Here is a 20,808-nt window from a genome sequence, read left to right as displayed (position 1 = left end):
GGCGATCAGTGGGGCGGATAGACGGCGGTGATGCCTTCGATGATCGTCTGGGCGGCCAGCGCCGCCAGGACGATGCCCAGCACGCGGCTGACCGTGTGGATCACCGTGCGGCCGAGCAGCTTGTTCACCAGATCGGCGACGACCAGCAGCGCCATGACGCTGCCCACGGCGACCGCGGCGGCGCCCAGCACCATGCCCTGTCCGCCCAGCGTCGTGCCGTATCGGTCCATCAACAGCAGCGTGGAGGTGATGGCGCCCGGCCCGGCGATCAACGGAATCGCCAGCGGGAAGACGGCGAGGTCGTGGGCCTCCTCCTCCGTCCGCGCGTCGTCGGCGGTGCGCTCCTTGCGCTCGGCTCGGCGTTGGAACAGCATCTCGAAGGCGATCCAGAACAGCAGCGCGCCGCCGGCGATGCGGAAGGCCGGCATGCCGATGGACAAGGCGTTCAACACCAGTTCGCCCAGATAGGCGAAGAAGACGATGATGGCGAAGCTGATCAGCGGGCCGCGCAGGGCGATCGTTCGCTTACGCCGGCTGTCGAAGCCGCGGGTGAGGCCGAGATAGATCGGAACCAGCCCGATCGGATCGACCACGACGAGAAACACCACGAGCGCGCTGATGAAATCTTCCACGAACGGAACCCCGGACGTCATGATCCTGTTTGAGGATAGTCTGTTATCAAAGCCGCCGCGGGCGGCCAAGGGGAGCCGCGCCGGGACCGGCGTTAAAAAAACGGTGATTGTGAACTGCAATCCATGCTGGCGCGCGGCGTGCCGGTGGCTATAATCGTTTCACAATTCAAATTTTCTCCCCTCCCGGAGCACAAGCGTTGAGCAAGACCGTAATCGTCGTGGACGACAGCAAGCTGTCCCGTATGCATGTCCGCGGCATAATACTTCGGAACAAGCCGGATTGGACGGTCATCGAGGCGGCGAACAGCGCTGAGCTTTATGGAAAACTCGACGAAAGTGATATCCATATCGCCATAATCGATTTCAATATGCCGGGCGACAACGGCCTGGAGGCCGCCGCCCGCCTGCTGCAGGCGAAGCCGGACATCCGCGTCGCCATCATCACCGCCAACGCCCAGGACTCGGTGATCTCCGGCATCCGCGCGCTGGGCGCCGCCTTCATGCCCAAGCCGCTGGAGGAGGAGCAGATGGCCCGCTTCCTGACCGCCGCCAGCCTGCCGCGCCGCCCGTCGTCCAATGATGGAGCCGGCAACAACGGAACCGGCGGGAGCGCCGGTTGACCGGCACGGTCCGGCCGGCACACGCCGATGGACCCGATCCCCATGGGCTTTGACCCGCACGGCTTCGACCCGAACGGCTTCGACCCGAACGGCTTCGACTTGGACGAGCTGGAACGCGACGCGCTGACGGAGCTGGGAAACATCGGCGTGGGGCGGGCCTCCACGGCGCTCAGCCGGATGATCGGTGGGCCGGTGGAGATCTCTGTGCCGATGGTCAGCCTCGTCTCCGGCGACCGGGTGTCCGGCCTGCTTCGGTCGGCGCTGCCGGGAGCACTGATCGCGGTGACCGAGTGTCTGTCCGGAACCTTCTTCGGTTCGGCCATCCTGCTGATACCGGAACGGAGCGGCCTGCCGCTGGCCGCCGCCGCCCTGCCGCCCGGCGTTCCCAAGGAGGACGCGGCGGAGCTGGTGGAGGAGGCGCTGGCCGAGGTCGGCAACATCGTGCTGAACAGCTGCCTGTCCTCCATGGGGAATCTGCTGGGCGTCGCGATCGGCACCACCCTGCCGCAGGTTCTGTACGGCGTGGGGGACGACCTTCTGGAGCGCTGCGGCGTCGCGCTGACGGCGGAGGCACAGGCAATCCTGTTCCACGTCACCTTCCGGACTCCGCCCCACGATGTCGAGGGGACCATCGTCCTGGCGCTCGACGCCGGGTCCGCTGCGGAGCTGAAGGCGGCCATCGGACGCTACATCGGACGGGTGCTGGCCTGAGGTCGGGGCAGCCGCCAGCAATCAACACAAGCCAATCAACACAAGCCAATCAACAAGAGCAACCGACAGAGAAGCACGGGCTCACGGGGCAAGGGGTTTGGATCATGGCATTGGTCAAGAAGAAGCGGATCGACACGGCGAGCGCCTCCCGCAACGCGGACACCGTCGAGGACGCGATTGCGCTTCCCAGTGACGCCGCTTTGCCCAGCCAGCCCGACAACGCCGTGTCGACCCGCCGCGCGGCGGAGGTGAGGCGGCGCGCCCGCGCCGGGAACCGGCGGCGCAAGGCCGCGGAGGGCATTGCCGCCGCCGCGAACGAGCTTGCCAGCGGCGTGACCCAAGCCGCCGCCGCCGCGGAGGAACTGCGCAAGGCGATGGAGCAGGTGGCCGCCGGTGCGGAGGAGGCGGCCAGCGCCACCCAGCAGTCGCAACGGATGATCGACCGCAGCGCCAGCCTGATCGGGCGGGCGCGCGGCAACGCCGAATCCTCGCTGTCGCGGATCGAGGCGCTGCAATCGCTGATGAAGGACGTCAGCGGCCAGATCCTCACCTCCGTCGATGGATTGGTCCGCGCCGCCGCGCGGCAGGAGGCCGCGGTCTCCCTGGTCCGCGACCTGGAGCGGCAGGCGGCGGAGATCGGCACCATCGTGGAAGGGGTGGCGGTCATGGCCGACCAGACCAACCTCCTGGCGCTGAACGCCGCCATCGAGGCCGCCCGCGCGGGCGACGCCGGGCGCGGCTTCGCCGTGGTGGCCGACGAGGTCCAGGCCCTTGCCGAACGGTCGGAGCGCTCCGCCAACGAGATCAACCGCATGGTCGCGGAGATCCAGAAGGCGGTGGGCGCCATCGCGGAGAGCATCGTGGCTGGCGCGGACGCGTCCAAGAGCGAGGTGGAGCGGGGGCGACAGATCGCCGCTCAACTCGACCGGGTTCGCGACGGCATGGGGGACATCGCCCGCGGCGCGCAGGAGACCATCAAGGCCGCGCTGGAGGCCGATTCCGCCGGGCGGGAGGCGCAGCGCGGCGCCGAGAGCGTGGCCTCCGCCGCGGAGGAGCAGGCGGCGGCGAGCGAGGAAGCGCTGAAGACGGTCGGCGAGCAGGCCAAGGCGCTGGCTCAGAGCGAGCAGGCCGCCGGCCAGCTGTCCGATCTCGCCGATGAACTGACGGGCAGCACCGACGTCCATCGCGCCGCCGGCGATCTCGCCTCCGCCGCCGAGCAGCTGTCCGCCGCCATCGAGGAGATCAACCGCGCCGCCGCCCAGATCATGGCGGCGATCACCCAGATCTCCCGCGGCGCCCAGGCCCAGGGGGCCGCGACCCATCAGTCGAGCAGCGCCATCGCGGAGATCGAGGCCAGCGCCCGGCTCAGCCACAGCCGCGCCGAAGAGGCGCTTCAGCGTTGCGTCGGTCTGGAGGCGCTGCTGTCCGAGACGCAGGACATGGTGGGTGCCCTGACCGCCGGGGTGGGCGAGGCGGTGGCCGCCAGCCTTCGTACGGTGGAGCGCATCGGCACCATGGAGCAGATCGGGCGGCGCATCGACAAGGTGGTCGACGCCATCTCCATCATCGCGATCCAAACCGGCATGCTGGCGGTCAGCGGCTCCATCGAGGCGGCGCGTGCCGGAGAGTTCGGGCGCGGCTTCACCGTCGTCAGCAACGACATCCGCAACCTCGCCCGCGACAGCTCGGAGAATGTCGAGCGGGTGAAGGACATCGTTCACGCGATCCAGGACCAGATCGGGCGCGTCCGTCGCGACATCGAGGACATCGGGGGTGAGACGGCGCGCCAGTCCGTCCGCCACCAGGAGTTCGCCGGCAGCCTCGCCGCCGCCATCGCCGACCTGCGCACCGTGACCTCCGGCAGCCGCGAGATCGTCGAGAACGCCGGTGAGGTGCAGCGCGCCGTGGCGGAGGCGCAGAAGGGCGTGGAGCAGGTCGCCACCGCGGCCAACCAGGCCAACCGCTCCGCCAACGAAGCGGCCAAGGCCGCACGGGAGCAGGCCAAGGGAGCCGAGGAACTGGCCGCCGCCATCGAGGAAATCGCCGCCATGGCCGAAGAACTGCAAGGGGCCGGCTGACCGGCCGGCGGGGAGACGACCCATGGCCGCAATCATCCGCCGCGACGGCGTGCGTTCCTTCGTCTTTTTCACGGTCGGCGGCATGGGGTTGGCCCTGCCGCTGGACAGCGTGCTGGAAATCCTGCGCCCGCCCGCCCTGGTGCCGATCCCGCTGGGGCCGCCCAGCCTGGAAGGGCTGGCCCGGCGGCGCGGCGCCGTGCTGCCGGTCATCGGGCTGCGCCGGGTCCTGGGCCTTGCCGGGACCGGGGAGGGTGGAACCGCTGATGGGGAGACGAAGGCGGCGCGGTTGCTGATCGTCCGCCACAACGGCCAGCCGGTCGGTCTGCTGGTGGATCGCGTCTCGGGCCTGTCCGCCGTGGACGAGGATCGCATCGCCGACGCCGGGGCGGCGCCGGATCCGTCCATCGACGCGGATCTTCTGGCCGGTGCCATCCTGGCCGGGGACGGGCGGGACGGCGCGCTGATCCTCGATACCGATCCGCTGATCGAACGCCAGTTCGCCGACCTCGGGCGGGCCGGCGGCCCTGCGGGAACCGCGGATTTCAGCGTGTCCGCCCAGCCGAAGACCGTTGCCGTGGTGCGGCAGGACGAGGAACAACTCGTCGTCCTCACCGTTGCGGAGCAGGAGTTCTCGTTGCCGGTGGCGGCGGTGCGGGAGGTGGTTCCGGTCCCGGAGACGGTGATCCGCGTTCCCCGCGCCCGCCCCCATCTTCTGGGCATGATGACGCTGCGCGATGCGCTGCTTCCCCTGGTCGGGCTGCGGGAGCTGTTCGGGCTCGACGCTGCGAAGGACGGGGGGCGCGGGAAGGTGGCGGTCCTGCGCACGGCGGAGGGGCCGGTCGGCGTGGTGGTGGAGGATGTGCGGGAGATCCTGCGCGTTCCCCGCGAACGGATCGACCCGGTGCCGCCGCTTATGGCGCGGGAGGCCGAGTTCGAGGACATGGACGGCATCGCGCGGCTGGACGGCGGCGCGCGGCTGATCCCGGTCCTGTCGGCGGGGCGGCTGTTCCGCCATGGAGCGGGCAATGGAGCCGGGTTGGGCGGCGACGCCAGAGGGCACGAAGGAGAGGCGGCTGTGGCGACGGAAGCGGAGGCGGAGCGGGCGGAGGCCTTCGTGGTGTTCCGGCTGGCCGGGGCGGAATACGGCCTGCCGGTTGCGGCGGTGCAAGAGGTGCTGCGCCAGCCCGATGCCGTGACTCCGCTGCCCAACGCGCCGGATTTCGTCAGTGGCGTGACGACCCTGCGCGGCGCCGTCCTGCCGCTGGTCGCGTTGCGCCGCCTGCTGCGCCTGCCGGAGGGGCAAGGGCACGGCGTTGAAGGCGACCGGGGCCGTGTGGTGGTGATCGCCGCCGGGGCGGCGCGCGCCGGGTTGTTGGTGGACGGCATGGCCGGGATCGTCCGCATTCCGGACGGCGCCATCGGGCCGGCGCCTGTCGTGTCGCAGGCCCAGCACCGGCTGATCCGCCGCATCGGCGCGCTGGAGAGCGGCGGAGAGCGGCGGATGATCCTGCTGATGGACCCGGAGGAACTGCTGGATATGGACCAGCTCGCCGATCTGCTGGCCCCCGTCTGATCGGAAAGTGGGCCAGTCATGGTGAAGGTCCTGGTGGTCGATGACTCGGCGTTGATGCGGCGGCGGATCGGCGACATCCTTTCATCCGCCGGTTTCGAGGTCGAAACCGCCGCCGATGGGGCGCAGGCGCTGGAACGGCTGTCCGATTTCGATCCGGATGTGGTGACCCTGGACGTCACGATGCCCGGCATGGACGGCCTTGCTTGCCTGAAGCGCATCATGGTCGAGCATCCGAAACCGGTGGTGATGGTGTCCGCCCTGACCGCGGACGGGGCCGAGGTGACGCTGGAGGCCCTGCGGCTGGGGGCGGTGGAGGCAGTGCGGAAGCCGTCGGGGGTCGGTGCCATCGCCGGCATCGCCGAGCAACTGGTCGACACCGTGCGCGCCGCCGCCGGATCCCGGCCCCGCCGGGTCCAGGGGTTGCGGGAACGGCTGCGCCGGGCGCGGGAGCGCATCGTCGGGGAGGATTTCCTGGCCGATGTTCCCCTTTCCAAGCCGCAGAGCGTGGTCGACAGCGACGGCGATCCGGGCGAAGGGCTGGTGCTGATCGGCGTCTCCACCGGCGGGCCGCGCACGCTGGAGGACATCCTGCCGCTTCTGCCGGCGGATTTCCCTTGGCCGGTGGTGGTGGTCCAGCACATGCCCGCCAGCTTCACCGGCCCGCTGGCCCGCCGCCTCGACAGCATTTCCGCCGTGACCGTGGTGGAGGCCGCGGCGGCCACCGCGCTCCAGCCGGGAATGGCGTGCATCGCGCGCGGCGGCGCCGACCTTCAGATCGTCCGGCGCGGCGGGCGGCTCTGCGCCCAGCCCGTTCCGGCGGACGAGCGGCGGAGCTGGCATCCCAACGTGGACCGGCTGGTCGAGAGCGCGCTGCGCGCCGTGGCACCGTCGCGGCTGATCGGCGTTCTCCTGACGGGCATGGGGTCGGATGGCGCGGCTGCGATGACGGAGCTGCGCCGCCAGGGCGGGCGCACCATCGCGGAGGCGGAGGGCAGCGCCGTCGTGTTCGGCATGCCGCAGGAGCTGATCCGCCGTGGCGGCGCCGACATGGTGTTGCCGTCCGACCGGGTGGCCCAGCAGGTGACGCGGTGGGTGAGGGGATGAGTGTGATTGGAGCGGCGGAGGCGGCGGCATGGCCCTGGTGAAGGCACGGAAAATCGACGGAGCGACGCCCGCAGCCGCTGCGGAGGGCGGCGATCCGCTGGCGTGGCTGGAGGAGGCCGATCCGGCTCAACGCCGACGGGCCGCCCACGCGCTCGGCGAGCGTCCCGACGCCGTTCCCGCCCTGTCCGCAAGGCTGGCGCGGGAGGCGGACCCGAGCGTCCGAGAAACGCTCCTCACCGCCCTGGTCCGCACCGGAACCGCAGAGGCCGCAGTGGCGTTGGTGCCCCATTTGGCGAGCGAGGATGTCGGGCTGCGCAACGGCGTGATCGAAAGCCTGCAGCAGATGTCCGCCGCCGTGGTGATGCCGGAGGTCGCCCCGCTGCTGACGGCCGCGGATTCGGATCTGCGCATCTTCGCGGCCCAACTCATCGGAAAGCTTCCCCATCCGGACCGGCTGGACCTGCTGGCCGGGGTGATCGACCGTGACCCGCACGTCAACGTCTGCCTCTCCGCGGTGGAGGCGCTGATGGAAAGCGGCGATCCCGCGGCCCTGCCGGTCGTGGAGCGGCTCGGCGCGCGTTTTCCGGACGATCCCTTCGTCGCCTTTTCCGTCGACGCGGCGCGCCGCCTGTTTTCCGGAGCCTGAATGACGCCGCCTTCGGACAAGGGCGACGCCCCCGGACTGAGCGCCGCGGATTACGACGCCTTCTGCCGGTTCCTGCGGGAACGCACCGGACTGTCCTTCACCGAGGCCAAACGCTACTTCGTGGACCGCCGCGTCTCGGAGCGGATGGCGGCGGTCGGCGTCGAGCATGTCCGCCAATATCTGAATCTTCTGCGCTTCCAGGCGTCGGGGGAGGAGTTGCAGCTTCTCGTCAACCGCATGACGGTGAACGAGACCTATTTCTTCCGCGAGATGTACCAGCTCGACTGTCTCGTGAACGCGGCGCTGGACGAGGTGGTGCGCGGGCGCGAGCCGGGCAGCCGGGTGCGCATCTGGTCCGCCGGTTGCGCCACGGGGGAGGAGCCTTATTCCATCGCCATCACGCTGCTGGAGCGGTGGGGCCGGGTCGACGATTTCGAAATCGAACTCTACGCCTCCGACATCGACAGCCAAGTGCTGGCCCGTGCGCAGGAGGGCATTTACGAGGAGCGGTCACTCCAGGCGATGCCACGGGATCTCGTCGCCAAATACTTCACCCGGCTTGACGACCAGCGCTGGCAGATCATGGAGGAGTTGCGGGACTCCATCGATTTCTCGCTGGTGAACATCGCCGATCCTCGGCACATGGCGAATTTCCGTGGCATGGACATCATCTTCTGCCGCAATCTGCTGATCTATTTCGACGATCTGGGGCGGCGCGAGGCGGCGTCGATGTTCTACGACGCGCTGTCGCCCTGCGGGTTCATCTGCCTCGGCCATTCGGAGAGCATGAGCCGGATGTCCTCCCTCTTCGTGCCGCGCCGGTTCCCCGACGCCATCCTCTATCAGAAGCCCCAGAGTTAAGGAGGCCGCCCGGTGACCGACCGACCAAATCCGCAACCCCGCGTCCTCGTGGTGGACGACGCCGTCACCGTCCGGGCCTACACCCGGCAGGTTCTGGAAGCCGATGGCTTTCTGGTCGACGAGGCGGTGAACGGCATCGACGGGCTGGAGCACGCGCTGGCGTCCGCGCCGGATCTGCTGATCGTCGACATCAACATGCAGAAGATGGACGGCTACACCATGCTGCGCCGCCTGCGGCAGGAGCAAACCCTGCGGGACGTGCCGGCGATCATGATCAGCACCGAGTCCAAGGACAGCGACCGCGAGAATGCTCTGCTCGCCGGGGCCAACTGGTATTTCGTCAAGCCGGTGCGTCCCGCCGACCTCACCGGCGCCGCCCGCCTGCTGACCGGGCGGCACCAGGACGATGGACGTCAGGATGGTGGGCGCCAAGCCGGGAACGGGGAACGGTCATGAGCGCGCTGTTCGAGCAGTTCGTCCTGGAATCGCGGGAGTTGCTGGAGGCGGCGGGCGCCGCCCTGCTTCGGCTGGAGCGCGATCCGACCGACACCGCAGCGGTCAATGACCTGTTCCGCGCGTTGCACACGCTGAAGGGCGCCACCGCCCTGTTCGACTTGGCGCCCTTCACCCGCATGGTCCATGCCGGCGAGGACGCCCTGATGGCGGTGCGCGATGGACGCGCCGCAATGAGCGGCGATCTGGCCGACCGGCTTTTGGAATTGCTGGACACCGGTGCGGCTTGGGTCGATGGCTTGGAGCACAGCCAATCCCTGCCCGACAGTGCCGGCGCCCGCGCGCAGGCGCTGGAGACGGGGTTGCGCGCCGCTCTCGGCGGGGCGGCGGAGACCGCGGACGGCGCCACGCCCGCCGGATTCGCCTGGGTGCACGAGTTGCCGGAGGCGGAGCGGGTGAAGGCCGCCGGGCGCACAGTCACCGCCATCGCCTACGTCCCTGCGGAGGATTGCTTCTTCGCCGGGGATGATCCGCTGGACCTGTGCCGCCGCATCCCGGACCTGCTGCTGCTGCGCATCGAGGCCACCGGGGCGTGGCCGCCGCTGGCGGATCTCGACCCCTACCGCTGCGCCCTGCGCTTCCGCGCGCTCAGCGGCGCACCGAAGGACGAGTTGACGCGCCTGTTCCGCGGCGTTCCCGATCAGGTGTCCCTCGCCACGGTGGCGATCCCCGCCCTGGCCGTGCCGGCGCCCCCCGCCGTGCCACCCAGCCTTGCCACGGCCATGCTGCGGGAACAGGCGCGCATCCTCGGCTTGCCCGGCAGCGACGAAGAGACGGCGGCCCGCCGGGCGGCGGTGCTGCGGGCGGCGCGCAACATCCTCGCCGCCGAGGGGCGGAACGCGGAAGGGGCGGCGCTGGACCGCGCCGCCGAAGGCCCGTCGGACGCGCTCATCCGCTGCATTGCATCCCTGGCCGACGACCCGGCCGCGGTGACGCAGGCGACGCCTGTTCCTCCGGCGGCCCCGGCGCGGCGGGCGTTGCGGGTGGATGCTGAGCGCATGGACCGGCTGATGGCGCTGGTCGGCGAACTGGTCGTCGCCAAGGGAGGCCTGCCCTACCTCGCGCGCGAAGCGCAGGAGGGGCGGAGCGCCGACGCGCTGGCCCAGGGCATCAAAGAGGCCCACGGCCGCATCGACTCCATTGTGGGCGAGTTGCAGGACGCGGTGCTGCGCTTGCGGCTGCTGCCACTGTCGCGCGTCTTCGACCCGCTGCCCCGGATGGTCCGCGACACCGCGCGGCGGCTCGGCAAATCGGTCGAACTGCACCTTTCCGGCGGCGAGACGGAGGCGGACAAGGACATCCTCGACATCCTGGGCGAGCCGCTGCTGCACCTCGTCCGCAACGGGCTGGACCACGGCGTCGAACCGCCGGAGCGCCGCCGCGCCGCCGGCAAGCCGGAGGTGGCGGCGCTGCGCGTCCAGGCCTTCCAGGACAGCAACGGCATAGTGGTGGAGGTTTCCGACGACGGGGCGGGCATCGACGCCGAGGCCGTGCGCCGCAAGGCGGTGGCAAAGGGCGCCTTGACCGTGGAACAGGCGGCTGCCCTGTCCGACGCCGAGGCGCTGCGCCTGATCTTCCTGCCGGGAGTCAGCACCTCGGAGACCGTGTCGGACCTGTCGGGCCGCGGGGTGGGGATGGACGCCGTGCGCGGCGCGGTGGAACAGGCGGGGGGACGGGTGGAGGTCGCCTCGACCCCCGGCGCCGGGACGCGCTTCCGCCTCGTCCTGCCACTGACCATGATGGTGACCCGCTTGGTGACGGTGGAGACGGCGGGCGCGCTCTACGGCTTTCCGGTGACGTTGGTGACCGGCATGCAGCGCGTTCCCCACGGAGCGATCCGCCGGATGAAGCACGCGGAGAGCGTCGTCGTGCAGGACGCGGTGGTGCCTCTGCTGCGGTTGCGCCGCCTGCTCAACCTGCCGGAGGACGAACGTGAGCGGAGTGGCGAGGCGGTCCTTCTGGTGGATCTCGGCGGGCAGCCGGTGGCGCTGGTTGTGGACGCCTTTCGGGAGCGCGCCGACGTGGTTCTGAAGCCGATGACCGGGCTGCTCGCCAGGCTGCGCGGCTACGCCGGCACGGCGGTGCTCGGCGACGGGCGGCTTCTGCTCGCCCTCAACCTTCGGGAGCTGGTGTGATGCCCATCCATTTCGAGGACCGCACCGCACGTTTCGAGGGCGCCTGCACGGTGGAAGAGGCGATCCCGCTGGCCGAATGGCTGTGCGCCGTGGAGGACCCTCGGCTGGACCTCGGTGGCTGCACAGCCCTGCACACCGCGTTGCTTCAGCTGCTGCTGGCGTCGGAGCGGCCGATCGCGGTGCCGCCGGAGGACGCTTTCCTGAAGGGCTGGGTGATGCCGGTGCTGGTCAAGCGATAGCGCGCGAACCTCTTTCGCCTCCAGGCGCGCCGCCGCGAGCCGCGGCCGGTTCCCTGATCCGTTGCGGACGGCGCTTTAGGAGAACAGCTCCATCGTGTCGGGAACCTTGGCGGGCGTCCGCCCGGCCAGAATGGCGCTGACCGCTTCGACCGCGGAAACCAGCGAGGTCTGCGAGAAGGGCTTGGGCAGGCAGCCCACCCCATACTCGCGCGTCGGCTCCACCTCCTCGCGGTAGGAGGTGACGAACAGGCAGGGGATGCCCAGCGCGGTCATCCGGCGGGCCGCGTCGATGCCGCTGGACCCCTGGGCCAGATGGATGTCCACCAGCGCCAGATCCGGCCTGACCTCCTGCGCCAGGATCAGCGCCTTTTCGCTGGTGGAGGCCGGCCCATGCACCTCGTGCCCGGCGGACTCCAGGTAGAAGCTCTGCTCCATGGCGATGAGGACCTCGTCCTCGACGAGAAGGATCTTCATCCGTTCCACTCCGCCGCGCTGTCTTCCAGGATGGGGCCGCGCGTTTCCGGCATGGTCAGCGCGAGGCGGAAGGAGGTGCCCCGTTCCACCGGCATCAGCGTGACTGTCGCCCCGACTTGGCCCGCCAGGCTGGTGATGAGCCTCATGCCGAGGCTGCGCGACCGGCGCATGTCGAACCCGGCGGGAAGGCCGGGCCCCTGGTCGGTGACGGTCAGCGTCAGCAGGTCGCCGGCCCGGTCCAGCGCCACCAGGACGTTGGCGGGCGAGGATCCGCGGTGCTTGATGGCGTTGGTGATCAGTTCGTTGGCGATCAACCCCAGCGGTGCGGCCTGATCGATGGGCAGATCGACGCGCTCGGCCCGCACCTCGATGGAGCCCAGCGTGTCGCCACCCGACGCACGGGACAGGTCGGCGCACAGCTCGTTCAAGTAGCTGCCGAACTCGATGGTCTGGAACTGCTCGGTCTGGTAAAGCCGGCTGTGCACCCGCGCGATGGCGTCGATGCGGCTGCGGGCGTCCTGGAAATGAACGCGTTCGGCGGCGCCCGGCAGGCTCATGGTCTGGAGCGTCAGCAGGCTGGAGACGAGCTGCAGGCTGTTCTTCACCCGGTGGTTCACTTCGCGCAGCAGCGTGGACTTCTGCCCCACCAGCTTGCGCAGCGCGGCTTCCATCGACTTGATCTCGGTCACGTCGATGTGCATCAGCACCGCCCCGCCGAAGGGGCCGGCAGCCATCGGTGCGGCGAGGCAGCGGAACCAGCGCGCTCCCGCGGCGGACAGGCCCGGATACTCTATGGACACCGGCGCCCCGCCGCGCAGCAGGCCGCGCAGGCCCTCGATCAGCGCATCGGCATGCTCCGCCCCGCTGCGGGTGGCGGCACAGGCTTCCAGATAGTCGTCGCCGATCGCCGACCCGTCGCCGAGGAAGCCGGCCTGCGGCCCGCATTCCGCCCAGGCCTTGTTGACGAAAATGATGTGTCCGCCATGGTCGAGCACGGCGATGTGCGCCGGCAGCGCGTCGAGCGTGGCCTTGGTCTGCTCGGCCAGTTGCCGCATGGCGAGCGCGTTGGCCTTCATTTCCTCGCGGGTGCGGCGGCGTTCGGTGATGTCGCGCAGGACGCCGGTGATGAAGCTGCGCCCCTCCGACTCCCAGCGGGCCAGCGAGACCTCCAGGTCGATGCGGGTGCCGTCGCGCTTGCGCCCGATCAGCTCCACCGGGGCGGGGCGCCCGGCGGGATCGCGTTCCAGCAGGCCGGACCAGTCGGGGGAGCCTTCGGCGAGGAAGAGGCTGACATGCTGGCCGATCAGCTCGTTGGGCTGAAACCCGAACTGCCGGGCGGCGGCCCCGTTGGCCCATTGCACGACGCCGCGCGTGTCGGTGGTGACGATGGCGTCGGGGGCTGTGTCCACGATGGCGCGATAGCGCGCGTCGCGCTGTTCGCGCAGAACCCGTTCCCGGTTGACCACCGCGGTGACGTCGGTCACCTGGATCAGACAGTAGGAGGCGTTGCTGGCGGTGAAGGGACGGATGAGCACGTTGTGGACCATCCGCCGCCCGTCGGGGCAGCGCAGCGGGAACAGCACCGGGTTCAGGGTGTGGGACAGGACGCTGGGCGCCCCTGTTTCCAGCACGTCACGCACCGCGTTGTGCAACCGCGTGTCGCGGAGGGACGGCAAGGCTTCCACCAGTTCCCGTCCGTGGATGTCGGGTTCGGGGGTGCCCGACGCCCTTTCCATCCAACGGTTCCAGAACTGGACGCGGCCATGGCGGTCCAGCACGACGATGCCGGCGTCCATTGCGTCCAGAAGGCCATCCAGCCAGGGCATGCGCTTAAACTCGGTCGGTTCCATCGGGCGTTCCGGAGGCGATGCGGTCGATGAAGCCATGGATCAGTCCCTTCAGCGACTCCAGAGACGACAGACCCATGAGCAACGCGATGTAGCCGCGGATGCTCCGGCTGCGGATCAGGAAGTCGATGTAGAGGAACATCACCAGCTCGTCGGGGTTCGGCCCGTTGCTTTGGAAAATGCGGTCGCTGTCGCCGCGCAACACGCTGGGCAGCGAGATGTCCAGATCGTCCTTCAGCGTGTTGGCCATCACGACCAGACAGCCATTGAGGATGATGTTGCCGATCTCCGCGAGCGCGTCCTGCTCCAGATCGACGATCTCCTCCAGGCTCAGGTCGCTGCCCAGGACGGCGCGGGCCAGTTCCAGGCTGTTGGTCTCAGGGAAGATCAACAGGGCGCGACCGGAAAAGGACCCGTCGAAACGCTGCTCCACCGCGACGAGGCTCATCTTCTCGCGCGCGGCGAGAAGGCCGGCGGCGTCGTTGCGGCTGACGATCTCGATGGAGGGAACCGACAGCAGGACCTGATCGGCGACCATGCGGCTGAGATGGGTCGCGGCACGGCCGACGCCCATGTTCACCAGCTCGGTCAGCGCGTCGCGCTCGAGGTCGCTCAGATCAACCATGCACCGGCGCTCCCGTTTCCATGGAAGCGCCGTGGCATCGGCGCCCCAGGGCACAGTGCGACAGGAACGCCGTCAAAGTCTCCCCCGTCAACGGCATAGGCCAAATTGGGAGTGCCCTAGGCAATTCAGCAACAATGTGCTGTCGATCCAACAATTGGTCCCTTCCATTGATCCCGCCTCGAAGAAATGGGCGCTTTTTGCTGTGGGGCCGGCGTGACGCTCCGCCGCACCCGTCATTGAGTTCAGGCGGCCAGTCGGCGGACGAGATCCCGGAGGAACCCTTCGCAGGCCGTGACTTGCGCGACGTCGATGTACTCGTTGGGCTGATGCGCCTGATCGATGGAACCCGGGCCGCAGAGCACCGTGGACAGGCCGGCCTCCTGGAACTGCCCGGCTTCCGCCGCGAAGGAGACCATGCCGGTGTCGTTGCGTCCGGTGAGGGCGTGGCAGAGCTGGGCGGCCGGTCCGTCCGGTTCCGGCGCCAGTCCGGGCACGCCGGCGAGCTGTTCGGTGCGGATGTCGCAATCCGGGCTGATCCTCCGCATGGCGGCGCGCAGCCGCTCGCATTCCGCCTCGAACCGGTCGCGGTAGCGCGTCCAGTCGTCGCCGGGCAGCGGGCGGATGTCCCAAACGAAGGAGCAGTGGCGCGCGGTGATGTTGGCCGCCGTGCCGCCTTCGATGGTCCCGACCTGCAACGTGGTGAAGGGCGGGTCGAAGCCGCAGGCGGGATCCGCGGCGGCGGCGTTCTCCGCCGCCATGTCGCCGACGAGGGTGACGAGCCGCGCGGCAATCATGACGGCGCTGACCCCGCGGTCGATCTGGGACGAATGGACTTCGTGCCCGGTGACGGTGGTGCGCAGCACGTAGCAGCCCTTGTGGGCCAGCACGACCCCCATCGAGGTCGGCTCGCCGACGATGACGGCGCTGGGGCGCGGCAGTTCACCGGTGATGCGGGCGATCATCGCCGGGGCGCCGAGGCAGCCGACCTCCTCGTCGTAGGACAGCGCCAGATGCAGCGGCCGCTTCAAACCGGCCTCCAGGATCTCCGGCAGCAGGGCCAGCGCCACCGCGGGGAAGCTCTTCATGTCGGCGGTGCCGCGTCCGTAGAGACGCCCGTCGCGTTCGACCAGGGTGAAGGGATCGGTGTCCCAGGGCTGCCCATCCACCGGCACCACGTCGGTGTGGGCCGACAGCACCACGCCGCCTTCGGTCATCGGGCCGATGGTGGCGAACAGGTTCGCCTTGGCGCCGTCCGGGCTGGGGACCAGCCGGCTCTCCACGCCGTATCCGGCGAGATGGTCCCGAACCCAGTCGATCAACGCCATGTTGGAACGGCGCGAAACCGTGTCGAAGCCGACCAAGCGGGCGATCATCGCCTTGGAGACGTCTTGCACCCTTGCGATCCATTCTGCGGGACGGCGGCGCCGATCCCACGCTTGTGATAATCTTTAGCAGTCAGACACTGGCCCCTGCATCCTACGATGTCAAATGAGTCGTCCGGATTACGCAGGCATAGCGGCCAACGGCCAACACCGGTTGAACGGTCCTCCCGCATTCGGGGTGCCGTCCAACCGGCCTTAAAGCGGAACCGCTCGGGCCGGAGCGCCGCAGGGCGAATGGGGCAGAGCCGTCAGGCCGCCGACCAGACCTTCTCGGTCAGGATCGTGCGCACCAGCGTCAGAGCGCTCTCGGCGCTCTCGCGCCCGTCGAGCTTCGCCGCCACCGCTTCGATCTGGGCCGCAGGCAGCGTGGAGCGCAGGCGGCGCACCGTGTCGGTCAGGTGCTTCTTGGCGAAGCGCGCCTGGTTCCCGCGTTCCGACAACTCCTGGAAGGCCAGCCGCCGAGTGGTCGCGTCGCGTCCGGCGCTGGCCGCCGTCGCCCGCTCCGCCGCCGCCGCAAGCTCATTGGAGGATTGGAGATAGTTGCTGATGGCTTCGGTCAGGATACGGTTGGCTTGAAGCAAGGGATCAAGGGACATGCGCTGAACTCTTTGCCTTCCGTGACGGCTCTGGGCCGCAAATGGCCCCCTGCCAAGACGTTTCACCCGAAGTTAATTGGGCCGGCCGGCCCGCTTCAACCCGGCGAAGGGTTCTATGCGGACCGCAAGCCGGACCCGGATCGATGCCGCCGGGGCGGTACCAACCCATGGTCTATCACCGTCCGCCGCCTGTCGAGGCTGGACAAGCAATGGGCCTATGAATTTCCTATGAACTAAGGCACGCTTTCTTTGTGTACGTTTATCGTCACATAAACCGGGCACTAAAACGGGAACCCACAGGCGCAGGACGCCGTTTTCCTCGGGCGTCGATGTTTCTGCGGCCAAAGCCCACTTGGACCAAAGCCCACTTGGAGACGGAAGAATGCAAGGCGATCGTGAAGACCGCATCCGCCACCGCGCCTATGAGATCTGGGAGCGCGACGGGCGACCGGAGGGACGGGGACAGGACCACTGGGCGCAGGCTTGCGCCGAGATCGAAGCCGAGGACCGGGCGTCCGCCATGGCGGAGCCGGTCGCCATGGTCGCGGCTGTCAAGGACGCCGCTGCGGGCGCGGTGAAGAAGGCGGTCCGCCGGACCAAGACGGCGGCGACCGAACTGCTGGGCGTCGGCTTGAACGCCGTGGTCGATGTCGTCGAGGAGGCCGTGGCTTCCAAGAAGCCGCGCGCCCGCAAGGCAAAGGCCGAACCCGCGGCTGCAAACGAGGCCCTGGCCGAACCCCCAGCCGAACCCCAGGCCGCGAAACCGGTTCCGGCAACCACGAAGGTGGCGAAGCCGCCCCGCGCCAAGGCCGGGAAGGTGGACGCGGCGAAGCCGGCCACTCCGCGCACCCGCCAAAAGCCGGCTGCGTCCGACACCGAGCCGGCGCATTGACCCGCACCGGCCCTGCGCGCTCCTACACACAGGGGCGGATGTAGGGCCGGTTCGCCTCCCACAGTTCATCCAGGATCTTCACGGCGGCGTCGGTGGAGTTCACCACCGGGTCGATCAGCAGGGCCTGGAGCGCCAGTTCCTTCGAGGCGTGAACCGCCGCCTCGACGGACAGCTGCTGCACGCTCGCCTGGACGTGCAGCAGTTTGGCGATCGGGTCGGGCAGGGGGCCGAGCGAGACCGGGTGGACGCCCGCCGCGTCGGCCAGCAGCGGCACCTCCACCGCCAGATCGGGCGGCAGGTTGGGAATGGCGCCCTGGTTGTAGACGATTCCGGACTCGATGAAGCACTTCTGGTTGTGCAGCACCCCGGCGATGACCTGCACGGCCCGCTCGCCCCAGGACGGCTGGGTCCAGTCGTCCGGCACCGGGGTCGTCCCGGCGGTCACACCGTCCATCAGTGTGTTGAGAATGCCGCGCCCGCGCTCGTCCTCCGTGAAGTCGAAGCCATGCTCGCCGCCTTCCCAGCCGTAGGGGAGGTATTCGCCCATATGGTCGTCGCTGCAGGTCGGCCACAGACCGAAGCTGTTGAACAGGCGGCGGGTCAGCGGCGTGAAGGCCGGATCGTGGGTCTTCTCCCGCTCACGCAGCAGCGGGTAGAGGTCGCGTCCGCTCGCCTTGTCGCGGATGTGCATCAGCCATTGGAAGTGGTTCAACCCGGCGCCCCAGACCTCCACGTCCTTTTCGGCCATGCCGAGGATCTGGCAGATGAACCAGCGCGCCAGGAAGATGCCGTGGCACAGCCCCAGCGTCTTGACCTTGGTGTATTTGCCGAGGCCGAGGACGACGCGGCTTTCCGGATTGGACAGGTTGATGAACTGGGCGTCCGGGCACAGTTCCTCGATGTCGCGGGCGAAGTCGAAGATCAGGGGCAGGGTGCGCAGCGTGAAGAACAGGCCGCCGGGTCCGCCGTTCTCACCGAGCGTGTGGCGGATGCCGTGCGTCTTCGGCACCTCGAAATCGAGCTTCCACAGGCGGTTGCGGTCGATGGCGACCGAATTGACGACAAATTCGGCGCCGTTCAGGGCGGCGCGGCGGTCGGTGGTCTGTTCGATGATCAGGCCGGCATTGCCCTTGGCGTTCAGCAGGCGGGCGAGCGCGGTCATGCGGTCGAGGGCTGCTGGATTCGTGTCCACCAGCGTCAGGGTGCTGCCCGCCAGCTCCTTCGTGGTGAAGAGGTCGCGGTACATGCTCAGCCCGAAGGCCGCGCTGCCGGCGCCCAGGAAGACGATCTTGGTGGTTTTGGGAGTGGTAATGACCATGGGACGCCTCCCGTCGGCGGGAATGCTGCTGTGCTGATTTTTCAGGGCAGCCGCCTTGGGTGAAGCATACACTTGTTAAGACGAAGAGACTATACCTGATGGTCGGAATAAGTGTGGTGATCTCTTCGCTCGCGCAACATGTCCTTCGCGCTCGCAACAGTGCGCCCGCAGCATAATCACTTCAAGGGAGGCCCCGTCATGGCACTCTTCACTTTTCCCACGGACTTCCTGTGGGGGGCGTCCACCGCGGCCTATCAGATCGAGGGCGCGATTCACGAGGACGGGCGCGGTCCCTGCGTGTGGGACAGCTTCACAGACGCCGGGCGCATCCAGGACGGCAGCAGCGCCGCCGTCGCCTGCGATCATTACCACCGCTGGCCGGAGGACATCGCCCTGCTGAAAAACGCGGGCTTCAACGCCTACCGCTTCTCCATCGCGTGGCCGCGCATCCTGCCCAGTGGGACGGGGGCGGTGAACGCGGCGGGGCTCGACTTCTACGACCGGCTCGTGGACGGGCTGTTGGCCGCCGGCATCCGGCCGATGGCCTGCCTGTACCATTGGGACCTGCCGCAGCCGCTGGAGGACCGCGGGGGCTGGCAGGGCCGGGAAATCGTCGGCCCCTTCGCCGACTATGCCCGCATCGTCGCCGCCCGGCTCGCCGACCGGGTGAAGGACTGGATGATGCTGAACGAGCCGAACGTGGTCGCCACCCACGGCTACGGCACGGGCGAGCACGCGCCCGGCCACAAGCTGGGTGAAACCGGCATCCTGCGCGCCCTGCATCACCAGAATCTGGCGCAAGGGGCGGCGCTCCGCGCCATATCGGCGGAGCATGCGGGCCTGACGCTCGGCACCGTCATCAACCTCCAGCCCTGCCGGGCCGAGAGCGACCGGCCGGAGGACGTCGCCGCGGCGGCCCGCTGGGACGCGGTGTGGAACCGGGTGGCCCTGGACGGCGTGATGCGCGGCAAGATCCCGGAGCTGATGGCCGAGCGGATGAAGGATTTCGTTCTGCCCGGCGACGAGGAAGCGATTCGCTTCCCCATCGACCTGCTGGGCATCAACTACTACTCGCGCATGACCATGAAGCACGAGACGGGCCATCCGTTCGACGTTTGGTGGGGCGACGCCCATTGCGACCGTTGGACCGCCATGGCTTGGCCGGTTCAGCCCGATGGGCTCTACGACCTGCTGATGGAGTTCAAGCGCGACTACGGCAACCCCGCCGTTTTCGTCGCGGAGAATGGTGCGGCCTATGACGACGTGGTGACGCCGGACGGGCTGGTGCATGACGCGGAGCGTGTGGCCTTCCTGCGCGACCATGTGGCGTCGGTCGGCCGCGCCCTGGCCGATGGCTGCAACGTGAAGGGCTATCTGTGCTGGAGTCTGCTGGACAATTTCGAATGGGCCTTCGGCCTGTCGAAGCGGTTCGGCATCGTTCGCGTCGACTATGACACGCTGGTCCGCACGCCCAAGGACAGCTACCGTTTCCTGAGCGAAGTGGCGAGGAGTGGTCGTCTGGACGACGTTTGAAAGATCAGAAGGGACAGGCCGGAAACTCCGTAATGGAATCCGGCCTGTTTGAAGAAAATCAGAGATATTCGCGGGAAGCAATCCACGATCATTCTTCAGAAATTTCGCGGTGGCACAATTTCTGATTCTGGTATTGCAGCGGAGGTCTTGACTTTACCATCAGAGTCCAAGGTAGACCCAGAGGCTGTAGGTCGTCGATCCCACCGTTATGTAATCTACCTCGCCAGCTCCATGGCCATACGTCGAACCATTGAAGAACCCTTGAATGTAGATCTCATTGGAGCCGCTGGTGTCCGCGGTGGTGAAGATACCAAGCCAGTCGTTCAGATTACCAGAGGAGTCCGTGAGCCGCGTGAATGTGAGATTGCTGAAGCTCGATACGTCGTTAATGACGAGGTGGTCGGACGTTCCGCTTCCATCGACAATTCAGGAAAGGCCGCCGTCGTTGTAATAGTGGGTATAGGTGTCGTTCCCATTTCCACCGGCAAGAATATCACGGAAGCCTGAAGCGCCACCGTTTAACGTATCATTGCCGTCCCGCCCATAGAGCGTGTCGTCTCCTGTGCCGCCGAGCAAATTGTCGGAGCCGGACCCGCCATAGATCAAGTCAGAACCAGCATCGCCACTGATCATATCGTCGCCAGCGCCGCCATCCAGTGAGTCGTTGCCGTCTCCTCCGCTGATGTAATCATTGAGACTGCCCCCAACAATCTGGTTGTTCAGATTGTTTCCGTATATGGACCAAGTCTCATAGGGGTTGGAGGGAGCCCAGTTGTACTGGCCAGACGTAAGTGCGTAAAATCCCATTTGGAGCTCCATTCGAGTATGATTGTATGCGTCAAAGATCGCATCATTATTGGTATATTCATGAAAGATCACGGTCAACGAACCTGAATTGCGAAATATTGTCGTACTTTGTATTGAATAGTTATTTATCTAACCATTATATCGCTAATCATTAGCCCCTTAGGCCTTTTAAATTAGCTTTTCTTTAGGTATTTTCAACAATCATCGATCGGGAGCGACGAG

At 68.0% G+C, this 20,808-nt stretch carries 20 protein-coding genes; 12 read left to right on the top strand and 8 right to left on the bottom strand.

Going from position 1 to position 20,808, the window contains the following annotated elements; translation table 11 throughout:
* Positions 1 to 5 precede the first annotated feature (5 nt).
* On the bottom strand, positions 6 to 632 hold the full coding sequence (locus H0B54_RS10600; RefSeq protein ID WP_186464758.1) for a MarC family protein: 627 nt from the start codon (positions 630 to 632) through the stop codon (positions 6 to 8).
* Positions 633 to 829: 197 nt separating this feature from the next.
* Between H0B54_RS10600 and H0B54_RS10595 the strand changes: the two genes are divergently transcribed.
* The 10 genes from H0B54_RS10595 to H0B54_RS10550 all read left to right on the top strand — a co-directional run bounded on the left by H0B54_RS10595 (position 830) and on the right by H0B54_RS10550 (position 11,112).
* Positions 830 to 1,252, top strand: a complete 423-nt coding sequence (locus tag H0B54_RS10595) for a response regulator transcription factor (protein WP_188260273.1) — start codon at positions 830 to 832, stop codon at positions 1,250 to 1,252.
* 42 nt (positions 1,253 to 1,294) lie between these two features.
* Entirely contained in the window at positions 1,295 to 1,963 is a 669-nt protein-coding gene (locus tag H0B54_RS10590) for a chemotaxis protein CheC (RefSeq protein ID WP_246472455.1), read from the top strand.
* Between the two features lie 104 nt (positions 1,964 to 2,067).
* Positions 2,068 to 4,041: a methyl-accepting chemotaxis protein gene (locus H0B54_RS10585; protein WP_188260271.1), complete on the top strand. Its 1,974-nt coding sequence runs from the start codon at positions 2,068 to 2,070 to the stop codon at positions 4,039 to 4,041.
* 22 nt (positions 4,042 to 4,063) lie between these two features.
* Positions 4,064 to 5,614, top strand: a complete 1,551-nt coding sequence (locus tag H0B54_RS10580; protein ID WP_188260270.1) for a chemotaxis protein CheW — start codon at positions 4,064 to 4,066, stop codon at positions 5,612 to 5,614.
* 18 nt (positions 5,615 to 5,632) lie between these two features.
* Positions 5,633 to 6,718: a chemotaxis-specific protein-glutamate methyltransferase CheB gene (gene cheB, locus H0B54_RS10575; RefSeq protein ID WP_188260269.1), complete on the top strand. Its 1,086-nt coding sequence runs from the start codon at positions 5,633 to 5,635 to the stop codon at positions 6,716 to 6,718.
* Positions 6,719 to 6,746: 28 nt separating this feature from the next.
* Positions 6,747 to 7,364, top strand: coding sequence for a HEAT repeat domain-containing protein (locus tag H0B54_RS10570; RefSeq protein WP_188260268.1), 618 nt, complete (start codon positions 6,747 to 6,749; stop codon positions 7,362 to 7,364).
* Positions 7,365 to 8,225, top strand: coding sequence for a CheR family methyltransferase (locus H0B54_RS10565; protein ID WP_188260267.1), 861 nt, complete (start codon positions 7,365 to 7,367; stop codon positions 8,223 to 8,225).
* Positions 8,226 to 8,237: 12 nt separating this feature from the next.
* Positions 8,238 to 8,681 carry a response regulator gene (locus H0B54_RS10560; protein WP_188260266.1) on the top strand — a complete coding sequence of 148 codons (444 nt, stop codon included), beginning with the start codon at positions 8,238 to 8,240 and terminating at the stop codon, positions 8,679 to 8,681.
* Positions 8,678 to 10,873: a chemotaxis protein CheA gene (locus H0B54_RS10555; RefSeq protein WP_188260265.1), complete on the top strand. Its 2,196-nt coding sequence runs from the start codon at positions 8,678 to 8,680 to the stop codon at positions 10,871 to 10,873. Before H0B54_RS10560 ends, H0B54_RS10555 begins: the two co-directional genes overlap by 4 nt.
* Positions 10,873 to 11,112, top strand: coding sequence for a hypothetical protein (locus H0B54_RS10550; protein ID WP_094306214.1), 240 nt, complete (start codon positions 10,873 to 10,875; stop codon positions 11,110 to 11,112). Before H0B54_RS10555 ends, H0B54_RS10550 begins: the two co-directional genes overlap by 1 nt.
* A gap of 75 nt (positions 11,113 to 11,187) precedes the next feature.
* On the opposite strand, the gene H0B54_RS10545 is transcribed toward H0B54_RS10550, so the two are convergent.
* The 5 genes from H0B54_RS10545 to H0B54_RS10525 all read right to left on the bottom strand — a co-directional run bounded on the left by H0B54_RS10545 (position 11,188) and on the right by H0B54_RS10525 (position 16,036).
* The gene (locus H0B54_RS10545; protein WP_188260264.1) at positions 11,188 to 11,586 is read right to left on the bottom strand and encodes a response regulator; all 399 of its coding nucleotides are present in this window, start codon (positions 11,584 to 11,586) and stop codon (positions 11,188 to 11,190) included.
* Positions 11,583 to 13,472: a sensor histidine kinase gene (locus tag H0B54_RS10540; RefSeq protein WP_246472454.1), complete on the bottom strand. Its 1,890-nt coding sequence runs from the start codon at positions 13,470 to 13,472 to the stop codon at positions 11,583 to 11,585. The genes H0B54_RS10545 and H0B54_RS10540 overlap by 4 nt, the downstream gene beginning before the upstream one ends.
* Positions 13,417 to 14,058 (bottom strand): chemotaxis protein CheC, encoded by a 642-nt coding sequence (locus H0B54_RS10535; RefSeq protein ID WP_094306211.1) that lies wholly within the window; start codon positions 14,056 to 14,058, stop codon positions 13,417 to 13,419. The genes H0B54_RS10540 and H0B54_RS10535 overlap by 56 nt, the downstream gene beginning before the upstream one ends.
* 242 nt (positions 14,059 to 14,300) lie before the next feature.
* Positions 14,301 to 15,452 carry an acetylornithine deacetylase gene (gene argE / locus H0B54_RS10530; protein ID WP_343068926.1) on the bottom strand — a complete coding sequence of 384 codons (1,152 nt, stop codon included), beginning with the start codon at positions 15,450 to 15,452 and terminating at the stop codon, positions 14,301 to 14,303.
* 236 nt (positions 15,453 to 15,688) lie between these two features.
* Positions 15,689 to 16,036 (bottom strand): hypothetical protein, encoded by a 348-nt coding sequence (locus H0B54_RS10525; RefSeq protein WP_188260263.1) that lies wholly within the window; start codon positions 16,034 to 16,036, stop codon positions 15,689 to 15,691.
* A gap of 382 nt (positions 16,037 to 16,418) precedes the next feature.
* Between H0B54_RS10525 and H0B54_RS10520 the strand changes: the two genes are divergently transcribed.
* Positions 16,419 to 16,928 (top strand): DUF2934 domain-containing protein, encoded by a 510-nt coding sequence (locus tag H0B54_RS10520; protein ID WP_188260262.1) that lies wholly within the window; start codon positions 16,419 to 16,421, stop codon positions 16,926 to 16,928.
* A 22-nt stretch (positions 16,929 to 16,950) separates the two neighbouring features.
* On the opposite strand, the gene H0B54_RS10515 is transcribed toward H0B54_RS10520, so the two are convergent.
* Positions 16,951 to 18,246, bottom strand: a complete 1,296-nt coding sequence (locus tag H0B54_RS10515; protein WP_188260261.1) for a family 4 glycosyl hydrolase — start codon at positions 18,244 to 18,246, stop codon at positions 16,951 to 16,953.
* Between the two features lie 198 nt (positions 18,247 to 18,444).
* Between H0B54_RS10515 and H0B54_RS10510 the strand changes: the two genes are divergently transcribed.
* Positions 18,445 to 19,779, top strand: coding sequence for a GH1 family beta-glucosidase (locus tag H0B54_RS10510; protein WP_188260260.1), 1,335 nt, complete (start codon positions 18,445 to 18,447; stop codon positions 19,777 to 19,779).
* Positions 19,780 to 20,205: 426 nt separating this feature from the next.
* On the opposite strand, the gene H0B54_RS10505 is transcribed toward H0B54_RS10510, so the two are convergent.
* A complete protein-coding gene (locus H0B54_RS10505; protein ID WP_211109304.1) occupies positions 20,206 to 20,658 on the bottom strand; it encodes a calcium-binding protein in 453 nt (150 codons plus the stop codon).
* Positions 20,659 to 20,808: the final 150 nt, after the last annotated feature.

This window comes from Azospirillum tabaci, from assembly GCF_014596085.1.
GTDB lineage: Bacteria > Pseudomonadota > Alphaproteobacteria > Azospirillales > Azospirillaceae > Azospirillum > Azospirillum tabaci.
The sequence above is the reverse complement of the archived record's forward strand: the minus strand, read 5'-3'. Positions and strand labels throughout refer to the sequence as shown.

What these genes read in the sequence shown, in the direction of transcription:
- H0B54_RS10550 (WP_094306214.1), top strand. Translation starts at nt 10,873, where the DNA reads ATGCCCATCCATTTCGAGGACCGCACCGCACGTTTCGAGGGCGCCTGC.
- H0B54_RS10555 (WP_188260265.1), top strand. Translation starts at nt 8,678, where the DNA reads ATGAGCGCGCTGTTCGAGCAGTTCGTCCTGGAATCGCGGGAGTTGCTG.
- H0B54_RS10510 (WP_188260260.1), top strand. Translation starts at nt 18,445, where the DNA reads ATGGCACTCTTCACTTTTCCCACGGACTTCCTGTGGGGGGCGTCCACC.
- H0B54_RS10545 (WP_188260264.1), bottom strand. Translation starts at nt 11,586, where the DNA reads ATGAAGATCCTTCTCGTCGAGGACGAGGTCCTCATCGCCATGGAGCAG.
- H0B54_RS10520 (WP_188260262.1), top strand. Translation starts at nt 16,419, where the DNA reads ATGCAAGGCGATCGTGAAGACCGCATCCGCCACCGCGCCTATGAGATC.
- cheB (WP_188260269.1), top strand. Translation starts at nt 5,633, where the DNA reads ATGGTGAAGGTCCTGGTGGTCGATGACTCGGCGTTGATGCGGCGGCGG.
- H0B54_RS10515 (WP_188260261.1), bottom strand. Translation starts at nt 18,246, where the DNA reads ATGGTCATTACCACTCCCAAAACCACCAAGATCGTCTTCCTGGGCGCC.
- H0B54_RS10570 (WP_188260268.1), top strand. Translation starts at nt 6,747, where the DNA reads ATGGCCCTGGTGAAGGCACGGAAAATCGACGGAGCGACGCCCGCAGCC.
- H0B54_RS10585 (WP_188260271.1), top strand. Translation starts at nt 2,068, where the DNA reads ATGGCATTGGTCAAGAAGAAGCGGATCGACACGGCGAGCGCCTCCCGC.
- H0B54_RS10540 (WP_246472454.1), bottom strand. Translation starts at nt 13,472, where the DNA reads ATGGCTTCATCGACCGCATCGCCTCCGGAACGCCCGATGGAACCGACC.
- H0B54_RS10590 (WP_246472455.1), top strand. Translation starts at nt 1,295, where the DNA reads ATGGGCTTTGACCCGCACGGCTTCGACCCGAACGGCTTCGACCCGAAC.
- H0B54_RS10535 (WP_094306211.1), bottom strand. Translation starts at nt 14,058, where the DNA reads ATGGTTGATCTGAGCGACCTCGAGCGCGACGCGCTGACCGAGCTGGTG.
- H0B54_RS10525 (WP_188260263.1), bottom strand. Translation starts at nt 16,036, where the DNA reads ATGTCCCTTGATCCCTTGCTTCAAGCCAACCGTATCCTGACCGAAGCC.
- H0B54_RS10580 (WP_188260270.1), top strand. Translation starts at nt 4,064, where the DNA reads ATGGCCGCAATCATCCGCCGCGACGGCGTGCGTTCCTTCGTCTTTTTC.
- H0B54_RS10565 (WP_188260267.1), top strand. Translation starts at nt 7,365, where the DNA reads ATGACGCCGCCTTCGGACAAGGGCGACGCCCCCGGACTGAGCGCCGCG.